A 15,476-nucleotide genomic window follows, 5' to 3' on the forward strand; every position below is an offset into this window, starting at 1 on the left:
TTTGCTGCTGCGGGGAAGGCGAGGAACGTGATTGTCAGTGGGGCGAACGTCAGGGTGCCCGACGGCGTTTGCTCGCCTGTGATGCGCGGCAGGTCATCGCTGGCCGTCAATTGCAACGTCTGCCCGTTGAGGCGCACGGTGGTGTCGCGCATGTCAGCGGCATCGAGCGTATAGCGCTCCGAAGTACTGGGGATCATCAGCGTGCGCGAGCCATGCATATCGCTGTTGATGACGAGAACGCCGACGCCGCCATGCGTGTCCCGCTGGCAGTGCGCATAGACATGGAAGCCAGCTTGAGGGGACACGCCGGATTCCAGCACGCCGCTTGCCATCAGTCTTCGCCACAACAGTGCACCCCAGTAGTTCGGCCGCGGCGCGAACGTCCGTTCATCCAGTAACCCATAATCGCTCGCTGCCAGCGTATTGTGCATCACGACCTGAACGCCGGCCGCGGCCAACCGCCCAAGCTGGTCGAGGTATCGGAACGTATCGAGGAAGCTCGCGTCCCATCGGTTTCCGCCGCATGCCGCCTCGGCGGTTTCGGTCACCCAGATCGGCTTGCCAGGAGCAAGCCTGTCACGAACAGAACGGTAGAAATCGAAGACTTTATCGGTACGCGAGAGCCATTCTTCAGAAAGCGCGTCACCTGCAGCGCTGGTACCGGTGCATCGTTCCGACAGCGTTCCATAGTAGTGATACGAAAGCATGTCGATGCTCTCGGGGCTCAATGCGCCGAGCAGGTCCGAAGCGAAGTCGCTGATGCCGGTGGTACCAGGAGCGAGCACGCTGATGTCGGGGAATTCTGCTTTCAGAAAAGCACGGAAGATCCTGAAATCGCGCGCATAAGATGAAGCATCATAGTCGACTGGCGTGTTGCCGTTCACGATCCCATTGGGCTCATTCATGAACTCCGCGGCGGCAATGCGTCCCCCTATCGAGTAGGTGTAGCTGAGGAGGCGGCGCGCCTGGTCTGCTGACCAGATACCGGAGGCATTGCGGGTGCCTGGACTGACCGCAAATGAAGTCACAATCTGCGCTCCCGCGGCTCCGGCAAAATCAACCACTGCTCGCCATTGCTGCTGGCTGAGAACTCCGTTGAAGCCCGCGGGCGGCGCGGACGGCGCACTGTCTGAATCGGCAAAATAAGTCGCGTTTGCCCAGGTGCCGCTGACGCGCATGTAGGCGGGCCCCAAGGCTGCAGCGAGCTTGCGCAGCCTCGGATTGGTCAGATCGAGGGCCGGACGGTATTGAAACAAATCCGAATCCCGGACCGATGTTTGGGGCCCATACGGCTTCCAAAACCTGCCGCCGGTAACTTCAACCATTTCGACGTTATAGGATTGGAACCGATTGTCGACGGTGCCGATGCGGACCATGCTCACCGGGGTGATCGACAATTGCTCGGCAACTGCGTGGCAGGGAAGTGCGATCAGCAAGACCGACAGCAGGCAGGCCCGACATTCGGCAGCGATCCTGTCGCTCGAGCGCATCCGCTTCTCCGATTCTGGTCGTCAAACGCTTCGACCCATGAACTCACGAAAACCTCTTCCTTGATGCAACGCGAACGACTGGAAGTGCCGAGGAGATTTACGCCAAGACTAGGAACCTGAAAGGCCTGGGTCCGTTTCTCGTCTTCCTGGCTGCGACAGAACGCAGGCCAGACGAAAATCGAGGAGCGGCAGATGAATACCAGGTCACTAGTTCTCGCGAGCTTCGCTACCATGGTTTTAGGCCTTAGCGCCGCGCAAGCCGGTCCCTGCAATACGACCACCGGTCGCACGGCGGAAAAAGACGCGGGTTCCGGACCCACGGTAGGAAGCTCAGCACAAACAAGCGCTGGCATGGCCAAGGAAGACAAGGAGCACCCGCCGACCAGCACCATGAACCGTGCAACCGGAAACGTCGCGGCGTCTTCGCAGGATACCCAAAAGCAGATGCAAGGCGAGCCCACGGCGGCGCAGCGCGCCGAAGGCGCAAAGACGCAGACGGCCGATAAAGGCTGCTGATACGCCAAACGCTGGAGATAGGGTTGGAGCACCGCGTACAGCGCGCCCAACCCGTCGGCGCGACAAAGGAGAGGCCATGATATCGCGGCGTTCTGTCCTCATGACGTTGCTTGTCGCCGCCTTCTCCAGCGGAGTCCGTCCGCTCTGGGCTGCTTCGGGTGGCCGCAATGCGGTAAAAATGTTCGACACGGACAACGACGGCTCGCTTGATCTTGCTGAGGTGAAGAAGGCGGCCTCACGCCTGTTTGCGAAACTTGACCGCGATCACGATGGCACGCTGGACAGGCGCGAGTTGGGTAGAAGGCTGAGCGCCAGGGAGTTTGGCGCCGCAGATCCCGATCACGACGGAACGCTGACGCTGAACGAATATCTTTCGGTCGTCGAGCGACGCTTCAATGCGGCCAATCCGGACCGGGACGGCACCTTGGATGACAAGGAACTGAACACCCGCGCCGGTGCGGCGCTGTTGCGGTTGCTGAAGTAGTCGGCTTGCATTTCACCGGATCACATCTCGCTGTGAATACTTGCGTTGCGTTCGAGCTGGTCTTACTTTCTACCCGCGCGAACGGCGCGTCTATGGGAGGTTTAGAATGACCTGGAAAACTCCGAAGATTGTCGAAGTGCCGGTTGGCATGGAGATCAACATGTACGCCTGCGCCGCACGCAAATAAATTGCGTGAGGTCGATCTGCCCGGCTCGAGAGCGAATCCTGCTTTTCGAGCCGCGGCAGATTTTTCATGTCGGCGAGCGGGCAAGCACCGCGAGAGTCGCAAAGCGTAGCGGTGCAGGAGCAAACCTCCCCAGGCAGCAAAGCCGTCCCACCGGTCCGCGCATTGTGATAAGAGCATTCTTCGTGCGGTGAGAGGGCGCTTGTTGATTCCTCAGCGGCTCTGGGATTTTGAATGTCTTTTGCTGCTGCAGCCACGCGCATTGTGATCTTGTGTTTCTCGACGCTGATTCCATCGTCTCTGCCAACCAGCGCGCATGCGGAAGACATCGATACCGAGCATCTGTTCGGCTTCATGATCGGCACCGATGTCGGGAGCCTGGGCGAGCGCGAACTCCAGAGCCAGACGACGGGACGATTTTCCAAAGCAGGAGGCCAATACCGGGCGCTCAATCAGGAACTGGAATTGGAGTTCGTGCCCGCCAATAATTTCCGCATTGAGGTCGGAAGCTCTTTTGGGGCTTTCAACATCAACGGCGTTCCCGGTTTGGAGGATCGCCGCCAAATGAATTGGCAAGGCGCTTCGCTTGATTTGCGATACCGGTTTCTCGACCGACGCACGGCGCCGTTTGGCCTGACATTCGCGCTGGAGACTCACGGCAACCGGTTGGATGAGACGACGGCGGAGCCTGCCAGCAATTTTGGGACCGAGCTGACCCTCGCCATCGATCGGGAATTGGTCCCGGACCGCATCGTCGCCGCCTTCAATCTGATGTATGAGCCGGAATGGACGCGCTTTTCCAGCACAGGATTGGCCCAGCGGGAATCGACGGCCGGCGGTGCGATCGCTGTGATGGCGCAAATCCTTCCGGGCTTCCTGATCGGCGGCGAAACGCGGTACCTCCGGAAGTATGAAGGTGTTGGCCTGGATGAATTTGCCGGGCAGGCACTATTCGCGGGTCCGACCGCGTATCTGCAGCTTTCGGAGCGATCAAGACTTACGTTCGCCTGGAGCACGCAGCTGTGGGGGCGGCCGACGGCATCCACGGCGTCGCTCGATCTCGTCAATTTCGAGCGTCATCAGGCTCGCCTGATATTCGGGATTAACTTCTGACGTCGTAAGCACGCGCGGGCGGTATTATGAGGTGGATTTCCCCAACAGTTTGAAACCTCGCACCGATGATCGCCGTTTCTATTCGTGGTATACTTGCGACTCAAAGGACTTCGGCATGAATCCAATTGACCTGATTGTGACGGTCTGCGCGGTGCTATCGCCGGCGACGTGCGAAGAGACCCATCTGATGTTTTCCGGGGCAGCTTCGCTGCGCCAGTGCGCGATGGGAGCGCCGCCCTACGTCGCGCAATGGGTGGGCGAGCATCCGAAGTGGAGCGTCGTGCGCTGGCGCTGCGAATATCCGCACATGCACGACAAGGCCGATACAGCCGGCGCGCCACCCGCGGGATAATAGCTGCTCGCGTGCCCGCGCGACCGATGTCGTGCGGGTCTTAGTTGTGGCAATCCGTCAGATCCTTGTCGGCGATCGAAAACACCGCATCTGGCTTGAGCTCAATGTTTCGCACCACGCATTGCCGCTTGTCCCGATAGCTGACCCGCGCGTCATAACGCCCGGGCTCGACGCCGGTAATGCGCAGCCGCTCGTCATGATCGACTTCCCCGTCCTTGTCGTTTAGCGCCAGGTTCGGGCCCCAATTGTCCTTGCCGGCCGGCGAAAGCTGAAATCCCGAAACGGTCGCCGTGGTCAGATTCCAGAACCTGATGCCCTTGCCCTGCGCGGCAAGCTGTCCGGCGCTCGTCAGCAAAAGCGCCGCGGCCAGTATCCATCGTGTCATTACAATCCTCCCGGGGGTGAAACGCTTGCCGACTACTGCTTGATCAGACGATCGCGATTTTTTGCTTTGTCGAAATTCTTTGCCTGGTCGAGCCCAACCGGCGCGATCAACTTCGCTGAAGCGAGATCAGCACCCTCGAAATCCGCGCCGGCAATGGTCACGCCCGTCAAGTCCGCGCCTCCGAGCTGGGTCCCTCTGAGCGAAGCGCCTGTCAGGTCGGCGCCTTTCAGTGAAGCAAATTCGAGGTCGACGCGCGACAGGTCGGCGCCGCGCGCATTCAGCCGTTCCAGATTGGCGGACTTCAGCACAGCGCGCATCAAGCCCATCGACTGGTTGCGCATGTCGGCTCCCAAACGCGCATCGGCGATCGACGCGCCGACAAGGCTGGCGCCGCTGAGATCGGCCGCGATCCGGGCTTTCGACAGGTTGGCGCCGTCAAGACGGGCTCGAGCCATCTGCGAGGCGAACATGGTCGCCCCTTTGAGGTTTGCACCCGTCAGGTCGGCTTCGAGCATCCACGCCTGATCGAGGACGGCATGATCGAGGTTGGCGCCGGCAAGCTTGGTCTTGTTGAGCCGCGCCGCCCGAAAAATCGCGCCGGAAAAGTCGAGCCCCGAAAGGTCGAGATTGGACAATTTCTTTCCGCTGAAATCGGCCGGCGCGCCTGCGGTCGCGCTTGCCAGTAGGTTCTGGACCTGCTCGCGGGTCATTTCGGCCGAAACCATCTCGGGCGACGACAGGTCGAGGCCGCGCATCATATCCTGCGCCGTTGCCGTCACCGCCAGCAGGGTGAAACCCAGCGCCGCGCCTCCAAACGTAAGCTTCACTTCGGTTTCCTCCAGTTCAATCCTTTTTATCACGCGTCCGTCGGTTTCCCGACGCGCTTCTTTTTCATATATTGATCCAGCTCACCGGCCCACCAGCAGGAGGATGTGATGAGCTCTGGCGGATCGATACGACGGGTCAGCTGCTTGCTGTTCACGCTGGCGGCAACAGTGATGGGCGCACGCGCCGAGGACTTCAACGATTATCCCACGGCGGCGCGGTCGGAATATGTCTACGGCTGCCTGAAGGCGAACGGTGAAACGCGGCAGGTCATCACTCAATGCTCCTGCTCGATCGACGTCATCGCGTCGTTATTGCCGTATGATCGTTACGTTACGGCCGAAACCGTGTTGAGCATGTCGCAGGTCCGCGGCAACCTCGGTGGACAATTTCGCTCTTCCGAGCAGGCGGCCAGCGCGCTCAATGACCTGCGGCGCGCCCAGGCCGAAGCCGAAGTGAGGTGTTTCTAAACAGCATTCGCGCTGCGTCGGACCGGGGATGCGTCACATGGCGGAAGCGTCGAGCTTCCATTCCTTCTGGAAAACGTGCCCCTCGGTATCCTTCGCTTCTGCGCGGATATCCTTGGCGCCGTTCGGAATATAGGTGAAGCGAATGTTGGGATCTTCCGAAATGGAAATTCCACCTTCCATCGAGAGGACCAAACTGTCGTCCTGCCAGATGCGCAATTCGTTGACGAAAAAAGCGGGAACGTACAGCCGGGTGACCTGGTCCATCTGGAGGCCGGAATTGTTTGGGTGACCGATCATGATCTGGGCCTCGCGGGCGCCGCTTTGAGGACCTTCTGCCGGCTTTGCGAATTGTCGAAAGCGGATCTGGCCTAATCTCGCGCGTGCTTCCTCCGCGTTCTTGGTGGCCGGCGCCGAGCATCCGCCGGAGGCCTTCACAAATGTTTTGGTCATGTAGAGCTTGCCGTCGCTCAGTTCGGCAACCGCATGGACGTCGGTGTAGCTGTTGACGCGGACGCGCGTGGAAATCTCAGACACCGATGAATACTGCCCAAGCTCGAAGCGTGCCGCCATTGGCGAAGGATTTTGATCGATCACCAGCGTGATCGCCCGGACTCGTCGGGTGTCGGTCGGTGAAAGCTTGACGCGCAGGGTTACCGGGACAATCGCGGCGTCCTCCGCGCGAGCTGGCATTTCGAGTGCGAGAACGCCGGCGGCATCGTCCATGGGGCGATTGCTGAAGATGTCCTGTACCAGGCCGGGCCACGGATCGTAGGCATCCGGCGTGGCGGCGGGCGCGGCAGATGCACAAAACTGCAACGTAGCCAGCAAAGCGGCGACACCGAGCGAATGGCAACGGAGCGAACGGCAACGGGGAGCTGGCATAGCTGCGGTCCCTGACGAACAATCGGCGCTAATTCAATATAGGCCAGCGGGCGGCCTATTCCCATTCAATTTCCGAAAATGCGGCCGTCGCGTTGCGGGCATTGTAGTCGTCGAACAGCTCCCATCGCGCTCGCTCGGAGGCTGCGGCCGTCTCGGATGCGACCTTTATCGGCTCGCCGCGGGCAACCAGCGCGCCCACGTCGGCCGCCAGCCTTTCGAGATAACGACGTTCATCATCAAGCGCGCCGGGCCAGCTGCTCACGGAGCCGTGACCGGGCACGACCCTTTGCGCGGAAACAGCCGCCAGCTCCGGCATCACCTTCAGCCAGCCGCGGATACTGCCGTCGAGGACAGGGACATGAGCCAGGAAAACCAGATCACCCCCGAAGAGCGTGCCGGTTTGCCGGTCGAGCACGGTGAGATCGCTGTCGCTGTGCGCCGTCGGCCAGGCCCGCAGAGTGAGTTCGCGGTCCCCGAGATCGAGCTGACGGGTGCCATCAATGAGAAGCGTGGGTGGTACGAGCCGAACCTCGTCAATCAGATCGTCGCCCATAATGCGCCGAAACGCATCGATGTAGAACTGTCCGCGCGCGGCCAGCGCCCGCGGCAAGTTCTTGTGACCGACGAAGGTCGCGCCCTCGCTCGCGAATGCGATATTTCCAAACATATGATCGGGGTGAGCGTGCGTATTGATGACATACCGGATCGGTTTGTCGGTGCGGGCGCGGATGGCCGCGAGCATTTGCCTAGCTTCGCGAGGACTGCCGCCGGTGTCGATCACCGCCACCGCCTCTTTACCGATGATGAAACCGATGTTGGCGATGGCTCCTTCATTTTCTCGCGTCATCAGGGCCGTCGCGCCAATGTACATAAACACTCCTGGTGCGATCTCGCTGACCGTCAGCGGCTTCGGGCCTTGCGCGTGCACGGCCGCCGCAAGGGCTGTAAGCGTGCCCAAAACGAATGCCATCAAAAGAAGGGCTGAGCGGCGAGCCATCCGAACAGTGTCCAGGCAACGCACGCGATGTTCCGTGCGCTGCATCGCAGCAAGGAAATCGGAAAATTGAAAATCGGAAAGCTTATTGTGTGTTGCACGGGTCAATTGGCAAGCACAATCTGCCAGCCAGGGACGATGATACGGATCGCAGCGCCGACCGCAGCTCGCAACGCGGGCCAAGACAAACAGCCGCCGCACAAAAGGCAGAGTTATGCCTGCATGAAAGCTGGGGGACCATGACGGCCCAAGCCGCAGCACCGGCGAGAGTAGTTGCGCGCCCGTGTGAACAAGACGGAGAAAGACGACGATGAACAATGCTTCGCTGCACCGTTGGTTGACGATTACGGCTCTTTCCATCGCCGCCATGCTGACGGCGCACCGGGGAGCGGCTGTGGCGCAGCAGCAGCCGATGGATAACACCGACCTCTCGATCGAGTTGGTAGATCCGAAAGTGCTGAGGGTCTGCGCCGATCCGCGCAATCTCCCATTCTCGAACGAGAAGGGGGAGGGCTTTGAGAACAAGATTGCCGAACTGTTCGCCGAAAAGCTGCACAAGAAACTCGACTACATGTACTTTCCTCAAGCGACGGGTTTCGTCCGGATGACGCTTGGCGCCCATCGATGTGATGTCATCATGGGCATCCCGCAGGGTGACGAACTCGTCCAGGGCACTAATCCCTATTATCGCACCGCGTATGCGCTGGTCACCAAATCCGGTAGCGGACTTGAGGACGTCGCATCGCTAGGCGATGAGCGCCTGAAGGGAAAACATCTCGGCATTGTCGCAGGCACGCCACCGGCAACCAACATGGCCGCCAACGGACTAATGGCCAGCGCCAAACCTTATCCGTTGATGATCGATACCCGCGTCGATTCCTCGGTGGCGGCGATGATCAAGGACTTGAAGGCTGGAGAAATCGAGGCCGCCGTGCTGTGGGGGCCGATGGCAGGTTATTACGCCATGCATTCTGATCCCGCCTTGCACATTTCGCCGCTGGTAAAGGAAACATCCGGGCCCCAACTGGTCTACCGCATCGGCATGGGGGTTCGCCCAGCCGATCAGAACTGGAAGAGGTTGCTCAACCGCCTGATCCAGGAGAACCAGCCGGCTATCAACGAAATCCTGCTCGGTTTCGGCGTGCCGCTGCTGGACGAGAACAATCGGCTGATTACCGCGGAGATGACGGCCAAGCGACCATGAGATCGGCGCTTGCCGGATTGGTCGCTCTCACGCTGCCCTGGATTGCGTCGGCACTCGCGGAGAATGCTGCCGAGCCCGAGGGATACCGCACCGACAATTATCGCGCGCCGGTGCCGGCAACGCTCGCCGGCGCCCGCGTTCTTGCGACCGAACAGGCCGAAATGATCTGGCGCGCCAGGTCCGGTGTTTTCGTGGACGTGCTGCCGCGTCCGCCGAAGCCGTCAAATCTTCCTGCAGGTACGATCTGGCGCGATAAGCCGAGGTTCAATATTCCGGGAAGCATTTGGCTGCCCGACACCGGTTACGGCGAGCTCGCCGCGGCAACCGAAACATATTTTCAGCAAGGGCTTCGGAAAGCCACCGGTGGCAGCAAGGCAAAGCTGCTCGTGATCTATTGTCAGGCCGATTGCTGGATGTCATGGAATGCGGCGAAGCGCGCGATGTCGTACGGCTATTCCAATGTGGCCTGGTATCCCGAAGGCACGGATGGATGGGAGCGCGCCGAACTGCCGATGGCGGAATCCCACCCAGAGCCGCGCGAAGTGCAGGGGACGCGGACATCGCAATGAGTGCCTCAAGCGGCAAGAAATGGCTCGGCAGGTTTTCACTGATCGTCGCGTCTTGGCTTTTGCTTGCGTCGAACATCGTCGCAGCAGAGCCGGTGCTCGATGTCGTGATCGGCGGACAGACCCGTCAATTCGGACGGGACGAGCTTCTGCGCCGGCCAGACGTGATCAGCGTGACGGTTGCGAACGATATCGCTTACGGCAAGTCCATGAGCTACCGCGCAGTCCCTGTGTCCGCGCTGCTGGCTGGGCTCAATCCTCCAGCCGATCGTGTGATTGAGTCGGTCGCGCTCGACGGGTTCGCCGCACAATTGCCGCTTGATATTCTGACCAACACGGATCCTGCCAAGCCAGTCGCGTGGCTTGCTATTGAACCGGCTCAGATGCCATGGCCGCCGCTTCCGGGTAAGGCTGTCAGTGCGGGGCCGTTCTATATCGTCTGGACCGGAGCGTCGGTGGCGATGATCCGCAGCGAGCAATGGCCGTATCAGTTGGCGAAACTCGAAAGCCAACCGTCGCCGGTGGCACGCTGGCCGGCGCTCGATGTCGATCCGGGATTATCAGCCACGGATCCCACGCGCGCCGGGCTCGCGCTGTTTGTGACTCAATGCCTGGCTTGCCATACCCTCAACGGCGCCGGCTCAAGTTCCTTCGGCCCCGACTTAAATCAGCCAATGAATCCGACCGAGTATCTGACGTTGAACGGCCTTCGCGCTCTTATCCGCGATCCGAAATCGGTTCGCAGTTGGCCTGGTCAGCAAATGCCCGGGTTTGCGGCTGATCAAATGAGCGACAGCGAGATCGATCTGATCATCGGTTATCTCAAGCACATGGCGATGCGGCGCGGCAATTCTGAAACTCGCTCCGGCGCGCTTCCCAAATAGCGTGTGCGGCTGGTGCGTTGCTCCGACTCCACTGAAGCTCACTCAACGCTTGGGCCGTTATTCGATTTCCTGCTGAATGTCCCGAGCAAGCGCGAACAGTCGTTGATCGATCGCGGTGGGCACCTCACAGACAAACTTGATGACCTGACGCCGGTCTTCGAAAATCCGCGTCTCCCAAACGAGCTGGTTGCCGAGTTCATCTATCTTGGCCTGATCTTTTGTCGGGGCATCCTGCAGGCCCTGGAGCGTCATGGTGTCGGAACGAATCTTTTCCGCCGCTTCGCGCTGTTTGCGGGTGACCCGTTCGAGACCGTTCATCACAGATGAACGCTGGGCATTCAGCGTATCGAACAAACCCGCGAACAACAGCTTGCCTCGTTCGTTCTTGTCCGGAGGAGAGGCCGCAAGAAACTCCGTTATTTCCTTCTGCGCCTCGTCCAGCGACGTGCGTCTTGCGGCCAATCTTGGCACAAGCGCGCTTACTTTGGGATCGTTTTTCCAATTGTTCACGGCATCCGCAAGTGGCGGGCCGGCCCACACCGCGGCGACCGATATCTCCGGTACTTTGGCCTGGCTGCAGGGCCAGTCGGGATAGCGAGGATCGGCCGCACGACTTCGATTCGCTGAGCCGGCGATCGCAACGACGATACAACAAGCCGTCAGCCATCTCATGTCTCACCTCCAGCAGGTCCGCGGCGACTGAGGCCCCGTGACGGGTCATAGGCAAGCATGGCGCCGATCATGAAGACTGCCGTGCACCCTGCAACCACCGCCAACGAAACCCAGTTCATCTTTGCATAAAGCGCGAAACGTACCAGTTCGATCGCGTGGGTGAATGGATTGAACAGGCACACGTAGTAAAGCATCGGGCTTCCCTCCTGCACCCGCCACAGCGGGTAAAGCGCAGAGGAGGCAAAGAACATCGGAAAGATCACAAAATTCATCACGCCCGCGAAGTTCTCAAGTTGCCGAATGCCGGACGAGATCAACATGCCCAGTGCTCCCAGCATCAGCCCGGAAAGGACCAGCGCAGGCAATACAGTTAGATAACCAATCGGTGGCGGCTCGATTTCCCAGAACCACGCGATCAGCAAGAACGCATAAACCTGAAGCACCGAAACCGCGGTGCCCGCGAGAAGCTTGCAGGACAACAGATACCAGCGCGGGAAAGGGCTGACCAACAGTGTGCGCATGTTGCCCATCTCGCGATCGTAAACCATCGAGAGCGACGATTGCATGCCATTAAAGAGCTGGATCATCGCCATCAATCCCGGCGTGATGTAAACCTCATAGAGAATGTAGGTTTCGTACGGTGGGATGATGGAGATGCCGAGCACCTGGCGAAACCCGGCGGCAAAAATGAACAGCCAGACCAGTGGTCGCACCAGGGCCGAGATGAAGCGCTCGCGCTGGTGAATAAAGCGCAGCCCCTCGCGCCACACGATGCCGGTCAGGCATGTGAGATATTGCGCAATGGAAAATCCCGCCGGTTGGGTGTTGGCGACGCTCAAAGTCATGGCGCCAGCTCCCCCGGATCGGGGATGATACCGGTCAGGTGCATGAAAGCCGAATGCAGGTCGCGCGCTCCGGTATCAGCGATGATGCGTGCGACCTTGCCATCGGCGAGCACGCGCCCCTGGTGCAGAACAACAATGTCGTCAGTGGGAATAATCTCGTCGAACAGGTGGGTCGCCCACAGCACGCCGATGCCTTGCTCGCTCGCCAGATTCCGGACATGGTTGAGAATATCGGCCCGCGCCTTCACGTCTAGCCCGACCGTCGGCTCATCGAGCAGCAGCAGCCGCGGCCGATGCATCAGCGCGCGGGCGATCTCGAGCCGTCGCATCTGACCTCCTGAAAGATCCCGCACCTTGCTGCTGTCGCGGTCAGCAAGGCCGATCCGTGCCAGCACTTCCCCTGCGGCCAGCCGAGCCTCGCGCCGGCCAATCCCCTGCAGCGCGGCATGGTAGAGCAAATTCTGTCGGACCGAGAGATCGAGGTCGAGCGTGCGCGGCTGAAACACCACGCCCATGCAGCGCAGCGCTTCGCCGGGTTCTTGCCCGATGTCGTGACCGAAGATGCGGATGGAGCCGGCCTGTATGCCGAACAGGCGCGTAACCAGGGAAAACAGCGTGCTCTTGCCAGCGCCGTTGAGGCCGAGCAGAGCCGTAAAGCTGGCTGGCATCACCGCAAGACTAACCTTGTCCAGCGCGCGACGGGCCCCATAGGAATGACTGACATTCGCAATCGACAGCGCTTTTTCGACCGAGCCAATGGGCTGCGCGATATCGGTCGGATGGTTCGGGGTCATTGGGGTTGCGAGTTCGGTCATTGCTTCGCGATCGTAATGCCCCAGGGCAGTTCGCCGACCTGAACCGTCTTGATCACCTTGAGGGCCGCAACATCAATGACGGAGACGTCGTTCGAAAGGCCATTGGTCACCAGCAGGTATTTTCCGTCAGGCGTAAACGCCATATGCCAGACCCGTTGGCCGACCAGCAGGTATTTCTCGACTTGATGGCTCGCGGCGTCAATCACGGCGACCCGGTTGGCAGGGCCCAGCGCGACAAAAGCGGTCTTGCCGTCTGGAGTGATGCTGATGCCGACCGGCTGAATGGCTTCCTTCCGCAAACCCGGAATCTCGAACGTGATCTTCTTTGTCACGACGTGCTTGGCCGGATCGATTACCGACACCGTGCCGCCGATTTCAGATGAAACCCACAATTCGGAGCCGTCGCGCTTGAACTCCGCGAAACGGGGGCGGGAATCGACAAGCACGTTCGCCACGATCTGATGGCTTTGGGTATCGATGAAGTGAGCCATGTTGGTGGTTTCGGACGTGTTGATCAGTAGCTTTCCATCGGGACTGATCGCCATGCCTTCCGGTTCGACCCCGACCTGAACATCGCCGATCCGCGTGCGCTTTTCGAGATCGATCAGCGTGACGGTGTTGTCATTCTCGTTGGCGACGTAGAGTATCTTGCCGGCCTTATCCTGAATGAAGAGCTCGGGATCGGGGCCGGAGGGCAGGGTATCCGCTACTTCCTGCGTGGAGGTATCGATCATCTGAATGGTGTCGTCGTCGCCGACCGCGACCAGCACGAACTTGCCGTCCACCGTGAATTCGATGCCGCGCGGCCGCTGGCCGACCTTGATGGTTTTTGTAACAGTCCATTTGTCGGTATCGATCACGGAAACGGTGTTACCCTTTTCATTGGAAACATAGGCGATGAAGGCGCGGGCGGGCAGGGAGCCGGCAAGCCAAAGCGCAATTGCGAAAGCCAGGCAACGAACCCACATCCGGGCGACCTCCATCGATTTCAGTGAAGCTTGCACTTGGTTTCGGGTTGATCAACGCCAAGCGTGTCGAGTTCTGATACTTGGTGCAGAAATCCTTGCTGCGGCGATACCGAAACCACCATGCGCCCATCCGCCAGCAAAATCGGCTGGCGAAGCTGCAGGTTCCAGCTTCGAAGCGAGAGCCCCTGGCCTTTGAATGCCGCCACGGAAAAATCCGGACTCTTGATGAAATCGAGCAGCGCCTTGCGATCGCCTGAATTCACACGCGAGGCCGCTTCGCCGACCATGCGCGCCGCCGTCCATGCCTGCATGTCGAGCGCGGTCATGTGTCGCGAGTTCAGCTTCACAAACCGGTTCTGGATTTGCACTGCGCCCCATTGATCGTGAGCGGCGTCCCAACTTTTCGGCTCAAGCCCGGCTGACCCGGCGACCGGGCGCGGGTCCCAGGTCCGGAACGGCAAATACGGCGCGAACACTTCGCTTTCGTCTGCCGCAACCAGAACATCGTATGCAGGTGCCTGTTGCGTGAACACCGGCATCTGGCGCTGGATGAGGCTGACGCCGCTGTCGGTGCGCCGCGCGCCGCCGGTATCCTCGAACACGCGCTCCTGGACGATCTTCGCTCCGAACCGTGCGGCGGCACGCCGTATCGCGTCCGCGTACAACTTGTCTTCCGGATGCGAGCCAACCACCATCAGCCAGCGCTTCCACTGCTTCCAGACGAGATACTGGGCGAGAGCGTCCGCCAGCATCGAACGCGTCGGCGCCACGTGAATGACGTTGGCACGGCAGTCTTCCTCGCGCAGGCGATCGTCGGTGGCGGCGGCATTGAGCAACACCGCGCCGCGGTCGCGGATGGCGTCGGCGGCCTTCAACAGCGCGTCAGCAGGAAGGTCGGCAATGATGAAGCCGATGTTGCGGTCAGCAAGCGCGAGCGCGGCTTGAGCGGCGTCTTCGCCTTGCTTGAGATGGACCTCTTCAAGCGTAAAATGCTGATTGAGGAATTTGCCGGTGGTGTTGTTGTCCTCGATCGCCAACCGGGCGCCGGCCACGCCATCATTCTCGGCAGGCTGTTCAACCAGCGACAAGGTCTGCTTGACCCCTGCGCGCCGAAGATAGCCGATGCCGACCTCGACGGGATCGGCCGCGAGCGCACTCGTGGCCAATGCGATCAGTGCCACGAGACCGACAAGCAGCCGGATCATGTCTCCTCCTTGAAGTTACGTTCGACGGGGCCAACGATAGGGTTGGTTCCAGCTTGAAACATGGCCGAAGTGATTTATACGACCTGCACGATCAATTGCCGGAACACGATCATGCGAGTGCTCAGGCTCGTCATTGTACTGATGCTGGCGATCTCCTCGCCTGCTGCCGCCGAGGCGCCCAAAGTCGCCGTGTTCGATTTCGAACTGCTCGATACCAGCCTGCAAGGGGCGGCGAACGGGCCTCAGGCCGACGAGCAGAGGCGACTGAAGGACGTGAGCCAACAGTTGCGCAACGCATTGACGCAGAGTGGAAATTTCGTGGTTCTGGATATCGGCCCCGTCAGCGCCGCGGCGCAGGCCAGTAATTTGCAGAGCTGTGGCGGTTGCGATGTGGAATATGCACGAAAGCTCGGCGCCGATCTTTCGATCACCGGCCTCGTTCAAAAAGTCTCCGCGCTCATTCTCAATATGAATATCTACCTGCGGGATGTGCATACGGGGAAACAGATCACCGCAATGAGCGCCGACTTTCGCGGAAACACCGACGAATCCTGGTCTCGCGCGATGAGCTATCTTATTCGAAACCGGCTGCTCGCCCCGAACTATGGCGCGCCGCATTGAA

Annotated in this window: 20 protein-coding genes; 10 read left to right on the forward strand and 10 right to left on the reverse strand. The window is 60.2% G+C overall.

What is annotated here, in order from left to right; genetic code table 11:
• On the reverse strand, nucleotides 1-1,178 hold a 1,178-nt coding region (locus tag VJV58_RS09480; RefSeq protein ID WP_324137083.1), incomplete at its 3' end, for a hypothetical protein.
• A 504-nt stretch (nucleotides 1,179-1,682) separates the two neighbouring features.
• Between VJV58_RS09480 and VJV58_RS09485 the strand changes: the two genes are divergently transcribed.
• The 5 genes from VJV58_RS09485 to VJV58_RS09505 all read left to right on the forward strand — a co-directional run bounded on the left by VJV58_RS09485 (nucleotide 1,683) and on the right by VJV58_RS09505 (nucleotide 4,139).
• Nucleotides 1,683-2,006, forward strand: coding sequence for a hypothetical protein (locus tag VJV58_RS09485; protein ID WP_324137084.1), 324 nt, complete (start codon nucleotides 1,683-1,685; stop codon nucleotides 2,004-2,006).
• 76 nt (nucleotides 2,007-2,082) lie between these two features.
• Nucleotides 2,083-2,490, forward strand: a complete 408-nt coding sequence (locus VJV58_RS09490) for a calcium-binding protein (protein ID WP_324137085.1) — start codon at nucleotides 2,083-2,085, stop codon at nucleotides 2,488-2,490.
• A 106-nt stretch (nucleotides 2,491-2,596) separates the two neighbouring features.
• The gene (gene pqqA / locus VJV58_RS09495) at nucleotides 2,597-2,677 is read left to right on the forward strand and encodes a pyrroloquinoline quinone precursor peptide PqqA (protein WP_035721241.1); all 81 of its coding nucleotides are present in this window, start codon (nucleotides 2,597-2,599) and stop codon (nucleotides 2,675-2,677) included.
• A gap of 231 nt (nucleotides 2,678-2,908) precedes the next feature.
• Nucleotides 2,909-3,787 (forward strand): hypothetical protein, encoded by an 879-nt coding sequence (locus tag VJV58_RS09500; protein ID WP_324137086.1) that lies wholly within the window; start codon nucleotides 2,909-2,911, stop codon nucleotides 3,785-3,787.
• A 115-nt stretch (nucleotides 3,788-3,902) separates the two neighbouring features.
• A complete protein-coding gene (locus tag VJV58_RS09505) occupies nucleotides 3,903-4,139 on the forward strand; it encodes a hypothetical protein (RefSeq protein WP_324137087.1) in 237 nt (78 codons plus the stop codon).
• A 40-nt stretch (nucleotides 4,140-4,179) separates the two neighbouring features.
• Here the strand turns inward: VJV58_RS09505 and VJV58_RS09510 are convergent, their stop codons facing one another.
• Both VJV58_RS09510 and VJV58_RS09515 read right to left on the reverse strand, forming a co-directional pair.
• The gene (locus tag VJV58_RS09510) at nucleotides 4,180-4,524 is read right to left on the reverse strand and encodes a hypothetical protein (protein ID WP_324137088.1); all 345 of its coding nucleotides are present in this window, start codon (nucleotides 4,522-4,524) and stop codon (nucleotides 4,180-4,182) included.
• Nucleotides 4,525-4,556: 32 nt separating this feature from the next.
• On the reverse strand, nucleotides 4,557-5,282 hold the full coding sequence (locus tag VJV58_RS09515; RefSeq protein ID WP_324137113.1) for a pentapeptide repeat-containing protein: 726 nt from the start codon (nucleotides 5,280-5,282) through the stop codon (nucleotides 4,557-4,559).
• A 240-nt stretch (nucleotides 5,283-5,522) separates the two neighbouring features.
• On the opposite strand from VJV58_RS09515, the gene VJV58_RS09520 reads away from it, so the two are divergent.
• The gene (locus VJV58_RS09520) at nucleotides 5,523-5,819 is read left to right on the forward strand and encodes a hypothetical protein (RefSeq protein WP_324137114.1); all 297 of its coding nucleotides are present in this window, start codon (nucleotides 5,523-5,525) and stop codon (nucleotides 5,817-5,819) included.
• Nucleotides 5,820-5,852: 33 nt separating this feature from the next.
• Here VJV58_RS09520 and VJV58_RS09525 read toward each other — a convergent pair whose 3' ends face one another.
• Nucleotides 5,853-6,701 (reverse strand): quinoprotein dehydrogenase-associated SoxYZ-like carrier, encoded by an 849-nt coding sequence (locus tag VJV58_RS09525; RefSeq protein ID WP_324137089.1) that lies wholly within the window; start codon nucleotides 6,699-6,701, stop codon nucleotides 5,853-5,855.
• Nucleotides 6,702-6,756: 55 nt separating this feature from the next.
• Nucleotides 6,757-7,698 (reverse strand): quinoprotein relay system zinc metallohydrolase 2, encoded by a 942-nt coding sequence (locus VJV58_RS09530; RefSeq protein ID WP_324137090.1) that lies wholly within the window; start codon nucleotides 7,696-7,698, stop codon nucleotides 6,757-6,759.
• A gap of 364 nt (nucleotides 7,699-8,062) precedes the next feature.
• On the opposite strand from VJV58_RS09530, the gene VJV58_RS09535 reads away from it, so the two are divergent.
• Genes VJV58_RS09535 through VJV58_RS09545 form a run of 3 tightly spaced genes read left to right on the forward strand, consistent with a single transcriptional unit; the run spans nucleotide 8,063 to nucleotide 10,349 of the window.
• Entirely contained in the window at nucleotides 8,063-8,899 is an 837-nt protein-coding gene (locus tag VJV58_RS09535) for a substrate-binding domain-containing protein (protein WP_414641458.1), read from the forward strand.
• On the forward strand, nucleotides 8,896-9,468 hold the full coding sequence (locus tag VJV58_RS09540; protein ID WP_324137092.1) for a PQQ-dependent catabolism-associated CXXCW motif protein: 573 nt from the start codon (nucleotides 8,896-8,898) through the stop codon (nucleotides 9,466-9,468). The genes VJV58_RS09535 and VJV58_RS09540 overlap by 4 nt, the downstream gene beginning before the upstream one ends.
• Nucleotides 9,465-10,349, forward strand: a complete 885-nt coding sequence (locus VJV58_RS09545) for a cytochrome c (protein WP_324137093.1) — start codon at nucleotides 9,465-9,467, stop codon at nucleotides 10,347-10,349. The genes VJV58_RS09540 and VJV58_RS09545 overlap by 4 nt, the downstream gene beginning before the upstream one ends.
• 57 nt (nucleotides 10,350-10,406) lie before the next feature.
• Here the strand turns inward: VJV58_RS09545 and VJV58_RS09550 are convergent, their stop codons facing one another.
• The 5 genes from VJV58_RS09550 to VJV58_RS09570 are packed head-to-tail and all read right to left on the reverse strand — an operon-like array spanning nucleotide 10,407 to nucleotide 14,854.
• Nucleotides 10,407-11,021 (reverse strand): hypothetical protein, encoded by a 615-nt coding sequence (locus VJV58_RS09550; protein ID WP_324137094.1) that lies wholly within the window; start codon nucleotides 11,019-11,021, stop codon nucleotides 10,407-10,409.
• Nucleotides 11,018-11,866, reverse strand: coding sequence for an ABC transporter permease (locus VJV58_RS09555; protein WP_324137095.1), 849 nt, complete (start codon nucleotides 11,864-11,866; stop codon nucleotides 11,018-11,020). The genes VJV58_RS09550 and VJV58_RS09555 overlap by 4 nt, the downstream gene beginning before the upstream one ends.
• Nucleotides 11,863-12,660, reverse strand: a complete 798-nt coding sequence (locus VJV58_RS09560; RefSeq protein ID WP_324137115.1) for an ABC transporter ATP-binding protein — start codon at nucleotides 12,658-12,660, stop codon at nucleotides 11,863-11,865. The genes VJV58_RS09555 and VJV58_RS09560 overlap by 4 nt, the downstream gene beginning before the upstream one ends.
• 17 nt (nucleotides 12,661-12,677) lie before the next feature.
• Nucleotides 12,678-13,649, reverse strand: a complete 972-nt coding sequence (locus VJV58_RS09565; RefSeq protein WP_324137096.1) for a YVTN family beta-propeller repeat protein — start codon at nucleotides 13,647-13,649, stop codon at nucleotides 12,678-12,680.
• A 20-nt stretch (nucleotides 13,650-13,669) separates the two neighbouring features.
• Entirely contained in the window at nucleotides 13,670-14,854 is a 1,185-nt protein-coding gene (locus VJV58_RS09570) for an ABC transporter substrate-binding protein (protein WP_324137097.1), read from the reverse strand.
• A 111-nt stretch (nucleotides 14,855-14,965) separates the two neighbouring features.
• On the opposite strand from VJV58_RS09570, the gene VJV58_RS09575 reads away from it, so the two are divergent.
• Entirely contained in the window at nucleotides 14,966-15,475 is a 510-nt protein-coding gene (locus VJV58_RS09575) for a DUF3280 domain-containing protein (protein WP_324137098.1), read from the forward strand.
• Nucleotide 15,476 lies beyond the last annotated feature (1 nt).

Source organism: Bradyrhizobium sp., from assembly GCF_035273305.1.
In the GTDB taxonomy this organism is placed as follows: Bacteria; Pseudomonadota; Alphaproteobacteria; order Rhizobiales; family Xanthobacteraceae; genus Bradyrhizobium.